The organism is Gordonia aichiensis, assembly GCF_039946255.1.
GTDB lineage: Bacteria > Actinomycetota > Actinomycetes > Mycobacteriales > Mycobacteriaceae > Gordonia > Gordonia aichiensis_A.
This window is the reverse complement of the sequence record NZ_JBCDWL010000002.1, coordinates 1-16098: the sequence shown is the minus strand read 5'-3', so window position 1 is coordinate 16098 and position 16098 is coordinate 1. Positions and strand designations below refer to the sequence as shown.

Sequence of the window (16098 nt, the reverse complement as noted above, 5' to 3'; positions counted from 1 at the left end):
CAGGCGACCCGTCGCCGGTGTTCAGTCAGGCGACCCGTCGCCGGTGATCGGTCGGGCGACCCGTCGCCGGTGATCGGTCAGGCGACCCGTCGCCGGTGATCGGTCAGGCGACCCGTCGCCCGCCGACCGTCCGGGCGATGATCCCCGCCACCACGACGACGGCACCGACCGCGCCGACGATCGTCGAGACCGTGGTCAGATTGTCGGCCACGCCCCGGACCACGACCTCGATGGTGTCGCGGGCGGCCGCGTCGGTGTTCGCGAGCCGATCGCTGATGATCGTCTTGGTGAAGGCGGCGAGGATCGCACCGACGACACCGGCGAGGACGGCGCCCACCCCCAGCCACGCCAGAACCGTTCCGCGACGACGGGCCAGAAGCAGGGCGAGGATCGAGCCGACGGCCGCGGTGACGAGGGAGACCCAGACCGCGACGCTGACGAGGGTGCCGGTGTCCTCCATCGAGCCCGCGGTGATCTGCCCCTGATCGATCGTGATGACGACCGGCTGCTGGATCCGCACCGGGACCGGGATCGGCGCCGACGCGATGACCCGGTTGATCATCGGGGTGATGTCGAGTTCCATCAGGTGCAGGTCGACGCCGGGCGCGGGCGGGTTGAACAGCCAGTCGTGCTGCTGCCGCGCGACCTGCGAGAAGTCCTCGACGAAGCCCTCACTGCGCGAGTAGTTGCGGGCGGCGGGCAGCACCAGGCTGCTCGCGATCTGCGAGCCGGTGGCCTGCGCGACGGAGTCGGCGACCTTCTGGGCGAAGTAGTCCTGCACCTCGGTGGTCTTGGCGGCCTCGGACGCCGAGGCGACGAATCCGTCGGTGGAGACCACGCGCTGCGACAACCACGCGCTCGGCACCGCGATGACCATGGCGACCATCGCGATCACGGTGAACAGGCCGGAAGCTACGCTACGCACGATCCCGAGGCTACCGGTTCGCCGGGCGCGGCCGCCAAGCCCGTCGAGCCGCCGCAGGCCGCACGGCGACCGGCGGCCCGGCGCTCACTCGCCCACCACGTCGCGCGCACGTCCCACGATCAGCGGATCGGGTTCGCCGACCAGCGCGACATCCTTCCCGTCGTAGTCGTGCAGGCTCAGCACGTAGCGCATCGCGTTGATGCGGGCGCGCTTCTTGTCGTTGCTCTTGACGACGGTCCACGGCGCGTAATCGGTGTCGGTGTCGGCGAACATGTGCTCCTTGGCATCGGTGTACGCCTCCCACCGATCCAGCGACGCCAGATCCATCGGGGAGAGCTTCCACTGGCGCACCGGATCGATCTGCCGGATCGCAAACCTCGTCCGCTGCTCCAGCGGGGTGACCGAGAACCAGAACTTGACGAGGTGGACGCCGTCGTCGACGAGCATCTTCTCGAACGCGGGCGCCTGGCGCATGAACTGCTCGTACTGGTGATCGGTGCAGAAGTTCATCACCCGCTCGACGCCGGCCCGGTTGTACCAGGAGCGGTCGAAGAAGACCATCTCCCCGGCCGCGGGCAGGTGCTGCACGTACCGCTGGAAGTACCACTCGGTGGCTTCACGCTCGGTCGGCTTCTCCAGCGCGACGGTCCGCGCACCGCGCGGATTGAGATGCTCGTTGAACCGCTTGATGGTTCCGCCCTTGCCCGCGGCGTCGCGCCCCTCGAAGACGAACAGGTGTCGCTGGCCGGTCTGCTTGGTCCACTTCTGCAGCTTGAGCAGTTCGATCTGCAGGCGACGTTTGGTGACCTCGTACTCGCGCCGGCTCATCCGCTCCTCGTACGGGTAGTCCTCGCGCCAGGTGTCGACCACGTTCCGTTCGGGCAGCGTCAGCAGGATCGGATCGTCGTCATCGTCGTCGACGACCGTGAATCCGGTGGTGTCCCGGAGATCGACGAGCTGCTGGAGCGCTTCGCGGCCGGAGATCAGGCTCAGGTCGGGTCCGACCGGCTGCTCGGGGGCGGGGCTTGGGCGTTGATCCACCCCGCCAGATTATCCCGATATCGCCGTATCGTCACGATGGGCGACGCCGGGTCGGGCAGACGGCCGACCTCGCGGATCAGCGCAGGTAGACCGATCCCCAACGGAAGCAGCCGCGGCCGGTGCTCGAGTCGTAGGTGGCCGCCATGCTGCCCAGGCACGCGACCCCGTCGCCGGTCGCGAAGGCGCCGCCCGCGGCCCCGGACACGGCGATGGTCGTGCCGCCGTGGCGCCCCTGCGCGACGGCCGTCGAGTACGGACCCATCGTGTACGAGTAGCCGTGGCCGCCGTAGATGCCGCTGGCCAGCGCCGAGGACTGCGCACCGTTGTTCTCCGCGGTCGCCGACCCGCCGGTGGTCGAAACCGCAAGTGCCGCACCGCTGTTCGTCGTGTCCTTAGCGGAGGCGGTGGATCCGGGGCCCGCATTGGCGATGCAGTGGCTGTCGCCAGACTGCCGTTCCACGCGCTGGTTGTCGCGCGCGGCGCAGCTGGTCGACGCCGAAGCGTCGCCCCCACCCAGCAGCGAGGTCAGACCGAACGCCGCGGCGATGGCCACCAACCCGAAGAAGACACGAAAAAACCACGACCCGATCCGCATGAACATCCCTCTCGAAAGCATTGAACGCATCTCGCACGCCCTCCCACTGAACGTGCGGTGCAGCGCCAGACTACCCCCGAGTCGACGGCCGATCGGCGCGCCACGAGCGATCGTGATCGGACTGAATCCCAGTGCGCCGCAATCGGGCCGAAAGTCCCTGCCGGCGACCCCCGGATGCCGCGGCGAGTCTCGACCCGAACTCCAGACCGGGGCCGCTGAGGGCGAGAACGCGACAAGAACTCAGCCCCGGCGACGCGATGTCGCCGGGGCTGAAACGGATGGGTGGAGCGGCGGGCTCAGCTGCGACGCTTGACCTCGTCGGTCAGGCCCTTCTTCGCGGTGTCGACCGCCATCTTCTGCGCCCGCTTAACGATCAGCCCGGGCAGCTTGATCTTCAGCTCCACCGAGAGGTCGAACCGGACATGCGTGGTGTCACCGTTCTCGGTGAGCGTGTACGTGCCCTGCTGCTCGCTGAGCTGGTCGCTCTCCACGAGCGTCCAGGAGCAGGTGTTGTCGGTCCACGAGTAGTCCAGCACCTGGTTGTCGGTCATGCCGACCGCGCTCATCGACGCTTCGACGCGGGCGGGACGGCCCTGCTCGTCCTCGGTGACGATCTTCGCCGACTTGTGGGGCCCGGACCACTCGGGCAGGGATTCGATGTCGAGGAGGACTTCCATCACCAGCGAGAGCGGTGCTTTGACGTCGAATTCGGTTGATGCAGACACAGCCATGGGAGCAACCTACCCCAGCGGGTCCGTCGCGGCCGGTCGGCGCGCGAAATCGTCGTCCGTTTTCGCCCGTTCCGCCTCCTCCGCGGCCGTCGATCGCCTGCGCTCGAGGAGTTCGAGGAGGTGTCCGACGGCGGTGTCGATCGGCGCCACGCTGCGCCGAGCCCGGCACAGGACGACCGCGCCCTCGATCGCGGTGAGGATCGCGTCGGCCAGCTCGTCGGCGCGGCGGTCGTCGAAGTCCTCCTCGCGCAAGCGGGCCGCCAGCAGGTGCCGCCACTGCAGGAAGACCTCGGTCGCGGCGTCGGCGGCCGTCGGATCGGTGTCGCGGCACTGCGCACCGGCTCCGACCGGGCAGCCGGCCGCGAAGTCGGAGGCGAGCAGTCGTCGCCGCCACACCTGGGCGACGGCGGGCACCGCGGTGCGCAGCGGCAGGCGCCGCGCGCTGTTGAGCTCGGCCCCCAACTCCTCTCCCCCGTGGTAGACGGCCTCGCGCATGAGTTCGGCGCGCCCGCCCGGGAAGTGGTAGTACACCGAACCTCGGGCGGCGCCCGCGCCGGCGAGGACGTCGCCGATCGAGGTGCCCGCGACGCCGTTGCGAGCGATCAGGTCGGCCGCGCATCGGATCATCGCCGCGCGCGGCGAATTCGGATCGATCACGCCCGCACCGCTCAGTCGGCGAGGAAGCGGGCCCGCAGCGCCCGCTGCGCACTGACCTCGATGCCGAGACCGTCGCGGAAGTAGGCCTCCACCGAGCCGTGCACGCGATCGACTTCGTCGAAGGCGGCCGTCAGATACTCGGCGCGCACCCCGAGCACGTCGCGCAGCCCGTCGGCGTCGCCGCCCGCCGCGGTGAACTCGTCGAAGATCGGCGCGAGGGCCGGGAGCAGCCGGTCGTTGGTGAGCAGGTAGTCGGTGAAGACGTCGTCGCGGCTCACTCCCATCAGCGACAGGAACGACGCCGCCGCCCACCCGGTGCGATCCTTTCCAGTGGTGCAGTGGAACAGGGCGGGCGATCGATCCTGACCCAGGAGGCCCTCGTAGAAGCGCCGGTAGCTGCGCCGCGCGCTGTCGAGGGTGATCATCTCGCGGTAGGTCCCGCTCATCAGGGTGATGCCCGCGCCGCCCTCGAGATACTTGTTCATCTCGATCACCGCGGACGGGTCGGTCAGCACCGCGACGAGGTTGGCCGGGACGGACGCGGCGGCGTCGGCGAGCACGTCGAGGTGGATGCCGGTGACGTCGGCCCAGACGGGGTCGGGCAGGGCTCCGCTCTCGGCGGCCGAGCGGAGGTCGTAGACGGTGCGCAGGCCCAGCTCGCGCGCCACCCGATCGGCGGCGTCGGCGTCGTGCAGCGCACGGAAGTCGGTGGAGCGGTACAGCAACCGGTGACGGACCGGCCGACCGTCGACGCCGGCCCAGCCGCCGAGGTCGCGCAGATTGGGGAGGGCGGGGAATGCGCTCGGCGCGCCCGGCGTGGTGATCGATGCATCGGTCATGTGACTCATTATGCGCAGCCGCGTGGCCTCATGCTCGTTAACATGAGCGCTGTGAGCACGCTCCCCGAGTCCCCCGCGCGTCCGCTGCCCGCCGAGTTGGTCGCCGACGTCGACCGGCTGGTCGACGCCGACACCGAACGATTGATCGATCTGTTCAAGGACATCCACCGCAATCCCGAGCTCGGGTTCATGGAGGTGCAGACCGCCCGCCTGGTCGAGTTGAACCTGCAGAACCTCGGCTTCGACATCACCAAGGGCATCGGCACCACCGGCATCGCCGCGATCTACCGCAACGGCGACGGTCCCGTGGTGATGTATCGGGCCGACATGGACGCGCTGGCGGTCCAGGAGGAGACCGACGTCGACTACGCCAGCGACAAGCGGGTGCGGCTCGAGGACGGCACCGAGGTCCCCGTCGCGCACGTCTGCGGCCACGACGCGCACGTGACATGGATGCTCGGCATGGCGCACGCGCTGTTGAACCTCAAGGACCGCTGGTCGGGCACCCTGGTCCTGATCGGGCAGCCGGCCGAGGAGCCGATCACCGGGGCCGCGGCGATGGTCGACGACGGACTGTACAACTTCATCCCGAAGCCCGACGTCTTCATCGGCATGCACACCACTCCCCTGCCCGTGGGCACGGTGGTCTCCTCGCCCGGGACCCGGATGGCGGGCACCGACCAACTCGACATCCTGTTCCACGGTGTCGGCGGGCACGGGTCGATGCCGCATCTGGCCAAGGATCCGGTGCTGATGAGCGCCCTGGCGGTCACCGAGTACCAGACGATCGTCTCGCGGATGGTCGATCCGCAGCAGACCGCGGTGCTCACCGTCGGTGCCATCGCGGCCGGCTCCACCAACAACGTGATTCCGGCGACGGCGCTGGTCAAGGCCAACCTGCGGTGGTTCGACCCGGCGGTCCGCACGGTGATGCTCGAGGCGATCGAGGCCGTCTCCGACGGCGTCGCGCGCACCTACGGGATGCCCGAGGACAAGCTGCCCGAGATCATCATGAAGGGCGGCTCGAGCCCCCTCATCAACAGTCCGGAGCTGTCGGCTCAGATGGCGACGTCGTTGGCCGCGGTGATCGGCGACGACCGCGTCATCACCGACATGCCGCGCACCACCGGCTCCGAAGACGTGCAGATCCTCAAGGGTCCGTACCCGGACATGCCGTTCAATTACCTGCTGGTCGGCATCGCCGATCCCGAGGTCTTCGCCGCCGCTGCCGCACGCGGCCTGCAGGCCCCCTTCTCCCCGCACAATCCCAACTATCTGGTCGACCTGTCGGCGATCGGCTACGGCACCAAGATCGCCGCGTACGCGATGCTGGGACTGCTCGCGCGAAGCTGACAGACCGAAGGCCGGCCACCCTCGCGGGTGACCGGCCTTCAGAGGTTCTGCGACGTGCGCAGACATGGGTGCTTCCAGATCAGAAGCCCATGCCGCCCATCTCGTCGGCGCCCGGCATGGCCGGAGCAGCCTTCTCGGGCTTGTCGGCGACGACGGCCTCGGTGGTGAGGAACAGCGCCGCGATCGAGGCTGCGTTCTGCAGCGCCGAGCGGGTGACCTTCACCGGGTCGTTGATGCCGGCGGCCAGCAGGTCCTCGTAGGTGTTGGTGGCGGCGTTCAGGCCGGTGCCAACGGGCGAGTTGCGGACCTTGTCGGCGACGACGCCGGGCTCCAGGCCCGCGTTGACGGCGATCTGCTTGGCCGGAGCCTCCAGCGCGACGCGAACGATGTTCGCACCGGTGGCCTCGTCACCCTCGAGGGTCAGGCCCTCGATGGCCGACTCGGACTGCAGCAGGGCCACGCCGCCGCCGGCGACGATGCCCTCTTCCACAGCAGCCTTGGCGTTGCGGACGGCGTCCTCGATGCGGTGCTTGCGCTCCTTGAGCTCCACCTCGGTGGCAGCGCCGGCCTTGATGACTGCGACGCCGCCGGCCAGCTTGGCCAGGCGCTCCTGCAGCTTCTCGCGGTCGTAGTCGCTGTCGCTGTTCTCGATCTCGCCGCGGATCTGCGCCACGCGACCGGCGATGGCGTCGGCGTCGCCGGCACCGTCGACGATGGTGGTCTCGTCCTTGGTGACGACGACCTTGCGGGCGGTGCCCAGCAGTTCCAGACCGGCGGACTCGAGCGAGAGGCCGACCTCTTCGCTGATGACCTCGCCACCGGTGAGGATGGCGATGTCGGCCAGCATGGCCTTGCGGCGGTCACCGAAGCCCGGAGCCTTGACGGCGACGGACTTGAAGGTGCCCTTGAGCTTGTTGACGATCAGGGTCGAGAGAGCCTCGCCCTCGACGTCCTCAGCGACGATGACCAGCGGCTTGCCCGACTGGATGACCTTCTCCAGCAGCGGCAGCAGGTCCTTGATGGTCGCGATCTTGCCCGAGACGAGCAGGATGTACGGATCCTCGAGGACGGCTTCCTGGCGGTCGGCGTCGGTGACGAAGTAGCCCGAGATGTAGCCCTTGTCGAAGCGCATGCCCTCGGTGAGCTCCAGCTGCAGGCCGAAGGTGTTCGACTCCTCGACGGTGATGACACCCTCGTTGCCGACCTTGTCCATGGCCTCGGCGATCAGGTCGCCGATCGACTGGTCGCCGGCCGAGATGCCAGCGGTCGCAGCGATCTGCTCCTTGGTCTCGACCTCCTTGGCCGACTTCAGCAGCGCCTCGGTGACGGCCGCGACGGCCTTCTCGATGCCGCGCTTGAGGCCCAGCGGGTTCGCGCCGGCCGCGACGTTGCGCAGGCCCTCGCGGACCAGCGCCTGCGCCAGCACGGTGGCGGTGGTGGTGCCGTCGCCCGCGATGTCATCAGTCTTCTTGGCGACTTCCTTGACCAGCTCGGCGCCGATCTTCTCATACGGGTCTTCGAGTTCGATCTCCTTGGCGATCGAGACACCGTCGTTGGTGATGGTGGGGGCGCCCCACTTCTTCTCCAGAACGACGTTGCGGCCCTTCGGTCCAAGGGTGACCTTGACGGTGTCGGCGAGGCTGTTCAGGCCGCGCTCGAGGCCGCGACGGGCCTCTTCGTCGAAAGCAATCTGCTTTGCCATTGGTAAGTGATCCTCCGGTAGGGGGTGACACTAAAGTCTTCGGGCCGGACTCGATGCCCGCGACGGACGACCGGGGTGTCTGTTGGACCGATCTCACCGTTCCGACCTGGCACTCACACGCCGCGAGTGCCAAGTTCCGTTTTAGCACTCACACCCCGAGAGTGCAAGGTCGAATGTCAGGTGCGGAGGGGCCTGTCGATGGTCCGCTATCGGCAGGTCATCACTGATTTCGCGGGCCGCCGCCCCTAGATGCAGATCCGGCGAGCGATTCGTCGCGCAGCTGTCGGCGGAGGATCTTTCCGGTGACCGTCTTAGGGAGTTCGGCCAGGATCTCAATCGTCCTCGGATACTTGTACGCCGCCATCTGCGACCGGCAGAAGTCGACGAGCTCGGCCGAGGTCGCCACTTCATCCGGGCGGAGCGACACGAAGGCTTTGACCGTTTCACCGCGGTACTCGTCTGGCACACCGACCACCGCGGCCTCCCGCACCGCCGGATGCGAGTAGAGAACGTCTTCGACCTCGCGCGGCCACACCTTGTAACCGGACGCGTTGATCATGTCCTTCTTCCGATCGACGACGTAGAACCAGCCGTCGACGTCCATGAAACCGACGTCTCCGGTGAACAGCGCACCGCCCGGAATCGACGATGCCGTGGCTTCCGGCTTGTTCCAGTAGCCCGGCACCACCTGCGGCCCCGACGTCACGAACTCGCCCACCTCGCCGACCGGAACGTCTTCCCCGTCCGATCCGACCACCCGCACCACCGTGTTGAAGACCGGTACGCCGACCGACAGCGCCCCAGACGCTGGATCGACCGGTGCCCGCACACCGAACGGGACGGCATGCGATGGCGAGTTTGTCTCGGTGAGCCCGTAGATGTTGTGGATGTACGACCCATAGACCTGCTCGAGACGATCACCGACCGCAGGCGCGATCGGGGCGCCGCCGGAGTAGAGGATCCGCAACGACGACAGGTCGGCGGGGGTCGCACCCGGAGCCGCCGCGAGCGCGCCGAGCGCAGTGATGGCGCCGATGGTGAACACCGGCCGGTACTCACGGACCGCATCGAGCATCACCGACGGTTCGAACCGATGCGACAACACGAGCGGCGACCGTACGAGCATGGCGAACATGATGTGCCCGACCAGCCCGGTGATGTGAAAGAGCGGGGCGATGCCGAGCACCGGCTCGCCCGGTTGGAGCCCGGTCCACTCGCGGTACACCTGCGCATTGAACGCGAAGTTGCCGTGAGTACTCATCGCGCCCTTGGGGTCGCCGGTGGTCCCGGAGGTGTAGACCAGCGCCGCGAGGTCGTCGGGTCCGAGCCCCGGGTCGGGGAGGTCGGCGCCACCCCCGCCCGCGATCACCTCGAGGAGATCGATCGTGCGATCGGGTCGCATTCGAACCTGCCCGCCGAAGAGTCTGGCGTCGTCGCGATCCTGCATGTCCAACGCCGAGCAGGTGATTGTCGTTGCGACCGACGTGAGGCCGGAGTCGAGCACGGATTCGGCGACGTCCGCATACAGATCGTCCAGTGTAAGCAGAGCCGTCGCGCCGGAGTCCTGCAGGAGATAACTCAGTTCACGCGCCTTGTTCATCGGGTTGATCGCGACGGCTGTCGCGCCCAGGCGCCAGGCGGCGAGTAGTCCGATGACGAACGCCGGGTTGTTCTGCAGGTACAACGCGAGCCTGTCGCCGGTCCCGAAGCCTCGCGCAGCCAGCGACGCCGCGAGCGCTCGAGAGGCACGGTCGACGTCGGCGAAGGTCTGCGAGGTGCCGAAGTACTGCAGCATGGGGGAGTCAGGGGCGGCGCCGAGCGCCGCGTCGAACACAGCGAGCGCCGACGCATGCTCGACGCGGATGTCGGCGGGGACCCCGGCCGGGTAGCGCGCCAGCCAGGGTCGGTCCGCATACCTCACTTGATCACCACCGGGTTCACCGGAGACCCACTGGCGCTGTGGATCTTCAGCGGCGCCGCGACATAGAAGAACTCGTACCGCCCATCCGCGGCACAGTCGTCGGCGAGCTTCTCCAGATCGCAGATCTCGGTGAACGCGATGCCGAGGTTGCGCATGAGCGCGTTGTGCAGCACCAGCGCCGCGCCGCTCTCCGGATCGTAGGTGACCTCGTTGGCGATCGTGTCGGTCACCAGGTTCGGAATCTCCATGTCGGCGAACCACTGCACCAGTTCCGGCGAGTACGCCAGCCCGGGTTCGCCGAAGTCCGCGTAGAACGCCTCGGCGTCCTGGAAGAACAACGCGAGGTGGTTGGTCCGAATCAGCAGGATGTCTCGAGGTTTGAGTTCCACTCCCTGAGCTGCCGCACACGCTTGGAGATCCTCGTGGCTGAAGGCCTGTTTGGCCCCCAACGCATCGACGCCGCGCCAGCGCGCCAGGTCCAGCAGCACCGCGCGGCCGGCCACACCGCGCTGCGCGATCGGCTCGACGCTGGCCTTCGCCAGGCCACCGATCGTCGTTCGGGCGTCGTAGCCGTTCCAGATCTTGCCGTCGTACCAGACATGACCGAGCGCGTCGTACTGAGTGGACCCCTGCAGGAACGCCTCGAGCTTGTCGTCGGCGTAGTGCAGGCCGCCGGGGAACTGAGGCCCCTCACCGCCTTCGTCCCAATCGGATTCGTCGTAGACCATCTCCTTCGTCGCCGGGCTCCTGCCGGGCCACACCGGATCACCGTTCGGATCGCCGATCAGCCGCTGCAGGGTGAAGAGTTCGCCGCGCTCGATCAGCGCGACCCCGCGCATCACCTGATCGGCAGTGAGGTAGTTGAGGCTGCCGACTTCGTCGTCCGGACCCCACTTGCCCCAGTTGGACGGGGCGTTCTCGAGGATCTCGGTCAGGTCGGGTACAGACGTCATCACAGGTGCCTTTCATGAAAGGGGCTGGTTCCCAATGGTCGGGCGAGGCAACGCCCAACGAGTGAGTGAGATGAGAATCACAAACTCTCTACGAGATGTCAACCATCGCGTGAAACGCGTCTTACCAGGCACTTTGTGGGAAACGGCGAATAATCAAGGTGTTCAGTCTTGCTGAACTTCAGCCTTCACCATCAGAAGAGCGAGGCCTGCGTACTCCTGCGCAACGGCGGGCCCCGGCAGCGCCGCGCCATTCCCGAATCGCAGGGGCAACGCCCGACACATCGCCACGATCGCGCGCACGGTGCTGATCGGCGATTCGCTCGCGAACCGTCCGGACTCGACCGCGGCGAGAGCTGTCCGCTCGAAACTGCGCATCAGCTCACGACGCCGAGCCGTCACCCGTTCACGGCTGGGTTCGTCGAGCCGTCGCAACTCCGTCTCCACCACGAGTACCTGTTCAAGACGTCGAAGATGGAACAGTGACAGTGCTTCGGTCATTGCCGCGAAGGCCGCCGCCGGATCGTTCGAGAAGGGCCTGGCGGCCACCTCGACTCGCCACGCGAGGTCGTCCTCCAATGCCTCGGCGATCGTCGCGAGAAGGTGCTTCTTGCTGGGATGGTGCCGGTATATGCCGGCCACACTCAGACCTGCGGACGCCGCGATCATGCGCATCGCGGCGCCGTGGTAGCCCACTTCGCCGAAGACCTCCACCGCTGCTTCCAGAACTGGATCGAGATCGAGCGGTTCGAATTCCCGCCACCCGAGATCCGCGGACTCGTTCCGTTGGTCCGGCGTTGCGACCAGCCCGATTCGCGCGTCCATCAACTCGGCGGTGTCGACATCGAGCGCCTGCGCAATCGCAGCCAGGCGGTCCAACGTGACTGCGACCTTCCCGTTCTCGATGGCGCTCATCGTGCCCGCACTGACGCCGATCCCAGCCGCGAGCCTTCGCAGCGTGAACCCGCGCCGAACCCGCAGCAGACGCACCGACTCCCCGACTCCGAGCCGAAGTTCAGCCATACTGAACACTCTAACGCGACAGCTCCCCGTCCTGACCGGTCTCGCGGCTCTAGACTCGACCCATGACCGGCTACGACCAACGGCCGTGGCTCGCCGCCTACCCGCCCGGCCGGGGCCCGCATCTTCGTCGCGCTTTCGCGACCGCGCTCGACATGTTCGACGCGGCGGTCGCCGCCTGCCCGGACGCCGTCGCCATCCACTACTGCGACTCCTCCATCACCTGGGCGGAGGCGGACCACGCGGCGACGGTGCTCGCCTCCCTCCTCATCGCCCGCGGATTCGCCCCCGGCGACCGTCTTGGACTGTGCCTACAGAACAACCCCGCGTTCTACATCGGGTTGATCGCCGCCTGGCGGGCGGGCGGGGTCGTCGCACCGATCAGCCCGATGTCCACTTCGGACGAGTTCGAACAGAGCGTCGTCGACGTGACTCCGACAGCACTGCTGATCCTCGACGACCTCTACCTCGACCGGGCCCGGCCGGTGCTCGCGCGCGGCGGTACATCCGTCCGCGTGGTGGTGACGGTCTCCGCGCTGGACGGTCAGTCGCAGAACGATCCCCGACTGTTCACCGGAGCACGTCGTCGCAGGCCAGGCGACACAGTCGACCTCACCGCGTTGATCGCCGATGCGCCAGCGGCCGACGTCATACTCCACGGTTCGCGGGCGATCGGCCCCTCCGACGTGGCGGTCGTGGCCTCCACCTCCGGCACCACGGGTCCGCCGAAGGGGGCGCAGATCACCCACGCGAACCTCGCATTCAACGCGCAGGTCTACCGGGACTGGACCGGGATCGAGCCCACCGAGCCGATCCTGGCCCTTGCGCCGATCTTCCACGTGACCGGTCTGGTCGGCGCAGTCGCGACCGCAATGATCAACCGCTCACCGCTCGTGCTGACCCATCGCATCCACCCGACGGTCATCGCCGACGCCTGTCGGCGATGGCGGCCGGTCTTCTGCGTCGCTGTCATCACCGCGTATATCGCGCTCGCCGACGATCCAGACGTCGATCCCTCCGATCTGGCCTCGCTGCGCCTGCGGTACTCCGGTGGCGCGCCGATCACGCCAGATGTCGCCGACCGACTCAATCGACGTCTCGGCGGCTACATCCGAAACATCTACGGTCAGACCGAGACCACGTCGCCGTCGCACGCGATCCCACCCGACAGGCATGCCCCGATCAGCGCTGATTTCGACGTGGTGTCGATCGGCGTCCCCGTCTTCGACACCGTCGTTCGTGTGGTCGACGAGGACGGCAACGATCTGCCGGTCGGAGAGATCGGCGAACTGCTGACGATGGGACCGCAGGTGATCCCCGGGTACTGGAACGACCCAGGCGCCACCGCCGACGCCTTCTCCGGCGGCGCACTTCGGACCGGCGATGTCGGCTTCATGGATTCCGACGGGTGGTTCTACGTCATCGATCGGAAGAAGGACATCATCAACGCCGCCGGCTACAAGGTGTGGCCGTCGGAGGTCGAACGCTGCCTGCAGAGTCATCCCGGTCTCGCCGAGGCCGCTGTCATCGGGGTGCCCGACGGCTACCGCGGCGAGACCGTGAAGGCTTTCGTCGTGCCCGAACCAGATGCAACGATCAGCGCCGATGAGATCATCGACTTCTGCCGCCATCGCCTGGCCGCCTACAAGTACCCTCACGAGGTCGATATCGTCCCCGCATTGCCCCGCAGTGCGACTGGAAAGATCCTGCGCCGCAAGCTGCGTTGAGGTCGACCGCTACTTCTTGTTCCGATCCAGACCCAGCTGGTCGGTGATGTAGAAGAACGGGTCGGTCTGGTCGGTGAGCCCGACGACGTTGGCCGCACCCGGCCCATACGCGGCGATCCGCACCTGGCCGCCGGTGTGCTCCTCCTCCCCCGGTTCGAGCGACGTGCCGTAGCTGACTGCCAGCGGGGCGCCGTCGTGCCCCATCAGGACCTTGGTGAGCCCGGGCAATGACTTCTCCGGGTCGGCCTCGACGATCTGGCTGGTGTGCGCGTGGTCGCCGGTGACGATGACGAGGGTGTCCTTGTTCTTCTTGGCGAAGTCGAGCGCGGTGTCGACGGCGTCGGAGAGCTGGACCGTCTCACCGATCTGGCCGCAGGGGTCGGCGTCGTGGTTGGCCTTGTCGACCGAGCCCGACTCGACCTGGAGAAAGAAGCCCTGGTCGCCGGACAGCAGGTCGATGGCCTTGCCGGTCATCTCACCCAGCTTCGGCGTGGCCGGAGTGAACGCCGGGTTGGGCGCGCAGGTGACCGGCGCCTGCTTGTTGCCGTCCTTGACCGCGGTGGCCTTGTCCCACAGGCGCGGCAGGTTGCCGTCGGCGAAGACGCCGAGGACGGGCTTGTCCTGGCTCGCCTCGGTCACCTTCTTCATCTCGTCGGCCGACCTGACGATCTGGTAGCCGCGTTCCTTGGCCTGCGCTTCGAGAGTCTTGCCCTCGAACTCGCCTGCCCGCGCCGTCTGCGCGAACGTCTCCCAACCGCCACCGAAGGTGACGTCGGCGCGCGCGGCGAGCAGTTGCTCGGTGATCGAGCCGGCGCCGCCCTTCTCCAAGGCGTTCTCCGGGCACTTCTCGGCGGTCTCGACCGGCCCGTAACACTTGCGCTGCGACACATGTGCCACCTGGACGGACGGCGTCGCGTCCTGCAGTTCGGTGGTCGTCACGTTGCCGGTCCGGAGACCGTTGGCGCGGGCGATCTCCAGAATCGAGCGCTGCGGGGCGCCCTTGACGTCGACTCCGACGGCGCCGTTGTAGGTCTTGGTTCCGGTCGCCCACGCGGTGCCCGACGCCGCCGAGTCCGTGGTGAAATCGGGCTTGCCGGTGTCCTTGTTGAGCGCGTACGTGGTGTAGTCACCGCTCAGCGGCAGCTGATCGATGCCGGGGATCTGCCCGCCCGCGCCCCACTGGTAGTTGCGGGCGAGGGTCAGTTCCTGATTGGCAGTGCCGTCGCCGATAATCAGGATGACGTTCTTGGCGCCGGACTTCTGGATCGAGTCTGCGATCGCCTGCGTCTGATCCCCGTCGAGGCGCCGAGCGCCGCCGTTGTCGGTGACGTCGCCGACGGCCGCACGGGAGATGTCCACCCCGGCAGCCTTGTCGCCGTCGGCGCCGGTGTCCGAGCCGCAGGCGCTCAGCAGCGTGGTCAACCCCACGGCCGCGGCGGCCAGGGCGCCCGTTCGGCGAATGTTCTTCTTCCCGCGTGTTTTCCGAGTCATGTCCGCATGTCATCAGGCTCGGATGAACGTACGACGGCGCCCGGGCGAACGCTGTTCGACGATCGCTGCCGCGCCGATGTCGAGATCGGTCCACCCCGAGGAACATCCGGTGAACTCGCTGCGCAGTCCGGCCACCGATGGACCCCCGCGACACCCCAGTCTGGTTGAGCCCGGCGGAGCGAAGACGGTGTCGAAACCTCGCGACGCCCCAGGTCGGCGTCGAAACCCTGCGATGCCCTTATGTCGGTACCGAAACCTCGTGACGCCCTTTTTAGGTTGGTTGAGCCCGGCGGAGCGAAGCGGAGCCGGTGTCGAAACCTCGCGACATCCGCTGAAACTCCAAACCGCCTGCTCACAACTGAATTGTCAGACCCTCGCGCTAGTCTTCACACATACAAACGAACACACAGTGAATAGTCACACATCGGAGGGAGGTGACCGGCATGACCAGCCCGTTCCAGGCTCTGCCCGATGATCCGGCCGAGCTCGCCGCCCTCGCTGATGCGGTGTTCGGCAAGTTGGCCGCCGCCCCGATGGCGGCGGTCACCGAAGACGGTCTCCTGGCTGTGGTCGACACTCTGGAGGCGGCGCGTCGTCGTCTCGACGGCGTCGACGCCGCCGTGCTCACCGAGGTCTCCGATCGTGCCGCGTTCCGCAAGGCCGGCTACCTGTCCCTGCACGCCTACCTGTCCGCCGGTCTGCGCCTGGGTGATGGTGCGGCCAAACGCCGCCGCACCTCGGTGGCCGCGATCGGCCGGTTCACCAACCTACAGGGCCAAACCCTGGCGCCGGCGTGCCCGGCCACCGCGGCGGCGGTCGCCGACGGCGCGATCGGCGCCGACCATGTTCGCGAGATCGACGCGGTCATGGACAAGATCCCCGCCGCCGTCGACCCGCAGACCCGGGGGCGAGCCGAAGCCCAGCTCGCCGCGGTGGCCCGCGACCTGACCCCGGACGGTGTCCGGATGGCCGGCGTGCGCCTGTTGGCGCATCTGGACCCGGACGGGCAGCTCACCGACGATCGGGACCGCCGCCGGCGCCGCGGGGTGGCGTTGATGCCGCAGGGGCGGGATCTGATGAGCAAGGTCCGCGCCCTGCTCACCCCCGCCTTGCGCGCCGAGATGGAAATCATGCTGCAGTCTTGGG

At 67.8% G+C, this 16098-nt stretch carries 14 protein-coding genes; 3 read left to right on the top strand and 11 right to left on the bottom strand.

The window, feature by feature from the left end:
* Positions 1 to 103 precede the first annotated feature (103 nt).
* The 6 genes from AAFO60_RS02970 to AAFO60_RS02945 all read right to left on the bottom strand — a co-directional run bounded on the left by AAFO60_RS02970 (position 104) and on the right by AAFO60_RS02945 (position 4788).
* A complete protein-coding gene (locus AAFO60_RS02970; RefSeq protein ID WP_347954682.1) occupies positions 104 to 925 on the bottom strand; it encodes a hypothetical protein in 822 nt (273 codons plus the stop codon).
* An 84-nt stretch (positions 926 to 1009) separates the two neighbouring features.
* Complete coding sequence (gene ppk2, locus AAFO60_RS02965) at positions 1010 to 1966, bottom strand: polyphosphate kinase 2 (RefSeq protein WP_347954681.1); 957 nt, start codon at positions 1964 to 1966, stop codon at positions 1010 to 1012.
* 76 nt (positions 1967 to 2042) lie between these two features.
* Positions 2043 to 2561 carry a DUF6764 family protein gene (locus AAFO60_RS02960; protein WP_347954680.1) on the bottom strand — a complete coding sequence of 173 codons (519 nt, stop codon included), beginning with the start codon at positions 2559 to 2561 and terminating at the stop codon, positions 2043 to 2045.
* A 296-nt stretch (positions 2562 to 2857) separates the two neighbouring features.
* Positions 2858 to 3292: an SRPBCC family protein gene (locus tag AAFO60_RS02955; RefSeq protein ID WP_347954679.1), complete on the bottom strand. Its 435-nt coding sequence runs from the start codon at positions 3290 to 3292 to the stop codon at positions 2858 to 2860.
* A 9-nt stretch (positions 3293 to 3301) separates the two neighbouring features.
* Positions 3302 to 3949, bottom strand: coding sequence for a TetR/AcrR family transcriptional regulator (locus tag AAFO60_RS02950; protein ID WP_347954678.1), 648 nt, complete (start codon positions 3947 to 3949; stop codon positions 3302 to 3304).
* A gap of 11 nt (positions 3950 to 3960) precedes the next feature.
* A complete protein-coding gene (locus AAFO60_RS02945; protein WP_347954677.1) occupies positions 3961 to 4788 on the bottom strand; it encodes a tyrosine-protein phosphatase in 828 nt (275 codons plus the stop codon).
* 42 nt (positions 4789 to 4830) lie between these two features.
* On the opposite strand from AAFO60_RS02945, the gene AAFO60_RS02940 reads away from it, so the two are divergent.
* Positions 4831 to 6141 (top strand): amidohydrolase, encoded by a 1311-nt coding sequence (locus AAFO60_RS02940; protein WP_347954676.1) that lies wholly within the window; start codon positions 4831 to 4833, stop codon positions 6139 to 6141.
* Between the two features lie 79 nt (positions 6142 to 6220).
* Here AAFO60_RS02940 and groL read toward each other — a convergent pair whose 3' ends face one another.
* The 4 genes from groL to AAFO60_RS02920 all read right to left on the bottom strand — a co-directional run bounded on the left by groL (position 6221) and on the right by AAFO60_RS02920 (position 11737).
* Positions 6221 to 7843 carry a chaperonin GroEL gene (gene groL, locus AAFO60_RS02935; protein WP_347954675.1) on the bottom strand — a complete coding sequence of 541 codons (1623 nt, stop codon included), beginning with the start codon at positions 7841 to 7843 and terminating at the stop codon, positions 6221 to 6223.
* A gap of 220 nt (positions 7844 to 8063) precedes the next feature.
* A complete protein-coding gene (locus AAFO60_RS02930) occupies positions 8064 to 9764 on the bottom strand; it encodes an AMP-binding protein (protein ID WP_347954674.1) in 1701 nt (566 codons plus the stop codon).
* Positions 9761 to 10717, bottom strand: a complete 957-nt coding sequence (locus tag AAFO60_RS02925) for a cyclase family protein (RefSeq protein ID WP_347954673.1) — start codon at positions 10715 to 10717, stop codon at positions 9761 to 9763. Before AAFO60_RS02925 ends, AAFO60_RS02930 begins: the two co-directional genes overlap by 4 nt.
* Positions 10718 to 10879: 162 nt before the next feature.
* Positions 10880 to 11737 (bottom strand): TetR family transcriptional regulator, encoded by an 858-nt coding sequence (locus tag AAFO60_RS02920; protein ID WP_347954672.1) that lies wholly within the window; start codon positions 11735 to 11737, stop codon positions 10880 to 10882.
* Positions 11738 to 11799: 62 nt separating this feature from the next.
* Here AAFO60_RS02920 and AAFO60_RS02915 point away from each other — a divergent pair, with 62 nt between their 5' ends.
* Positions 11800 to 13461: a class I adenylate-forming enzyme family protein gene (locus AAFO60_RS02915; RefSeq protein ID WP_347954671.1), complete on the top strand. Its 1662-nt coding sequence runs from the start codon at positions 11800 to 11802 to the stop codon at positions 13459 to 13461.
* A 9-nt stretch (positions 13462 to 13470) separates the two neighbouring features.
* Here the strand turns inward: AAFO60_RS02915 and phoA are convergent, their stop codons facing one another.
* Positions 13471 to 14952, bottom strand: a complete 1482-nt coding sequence (gene phoA, locus AAFO60_RS02910; protein WP_347954670.1) for an alkaline phosphatase — start codon at positions 14950 to 14952, stop codon at positions 13471 to 13473.
* 443 nt (positions 14953 to 15395) lie between these two features.
* Between phoA and AAFO60_RS02905 the strand changes: the two genes are divergently transcribed.
* Positions 15396 to 16098 (top strand): DUF222 domain-containing protein (locus tag AAFO60_RS02905; RefSeq protein ID WP_347954669.1); only part of this gene is annotated, 703 nt, incomplete at its 3' end.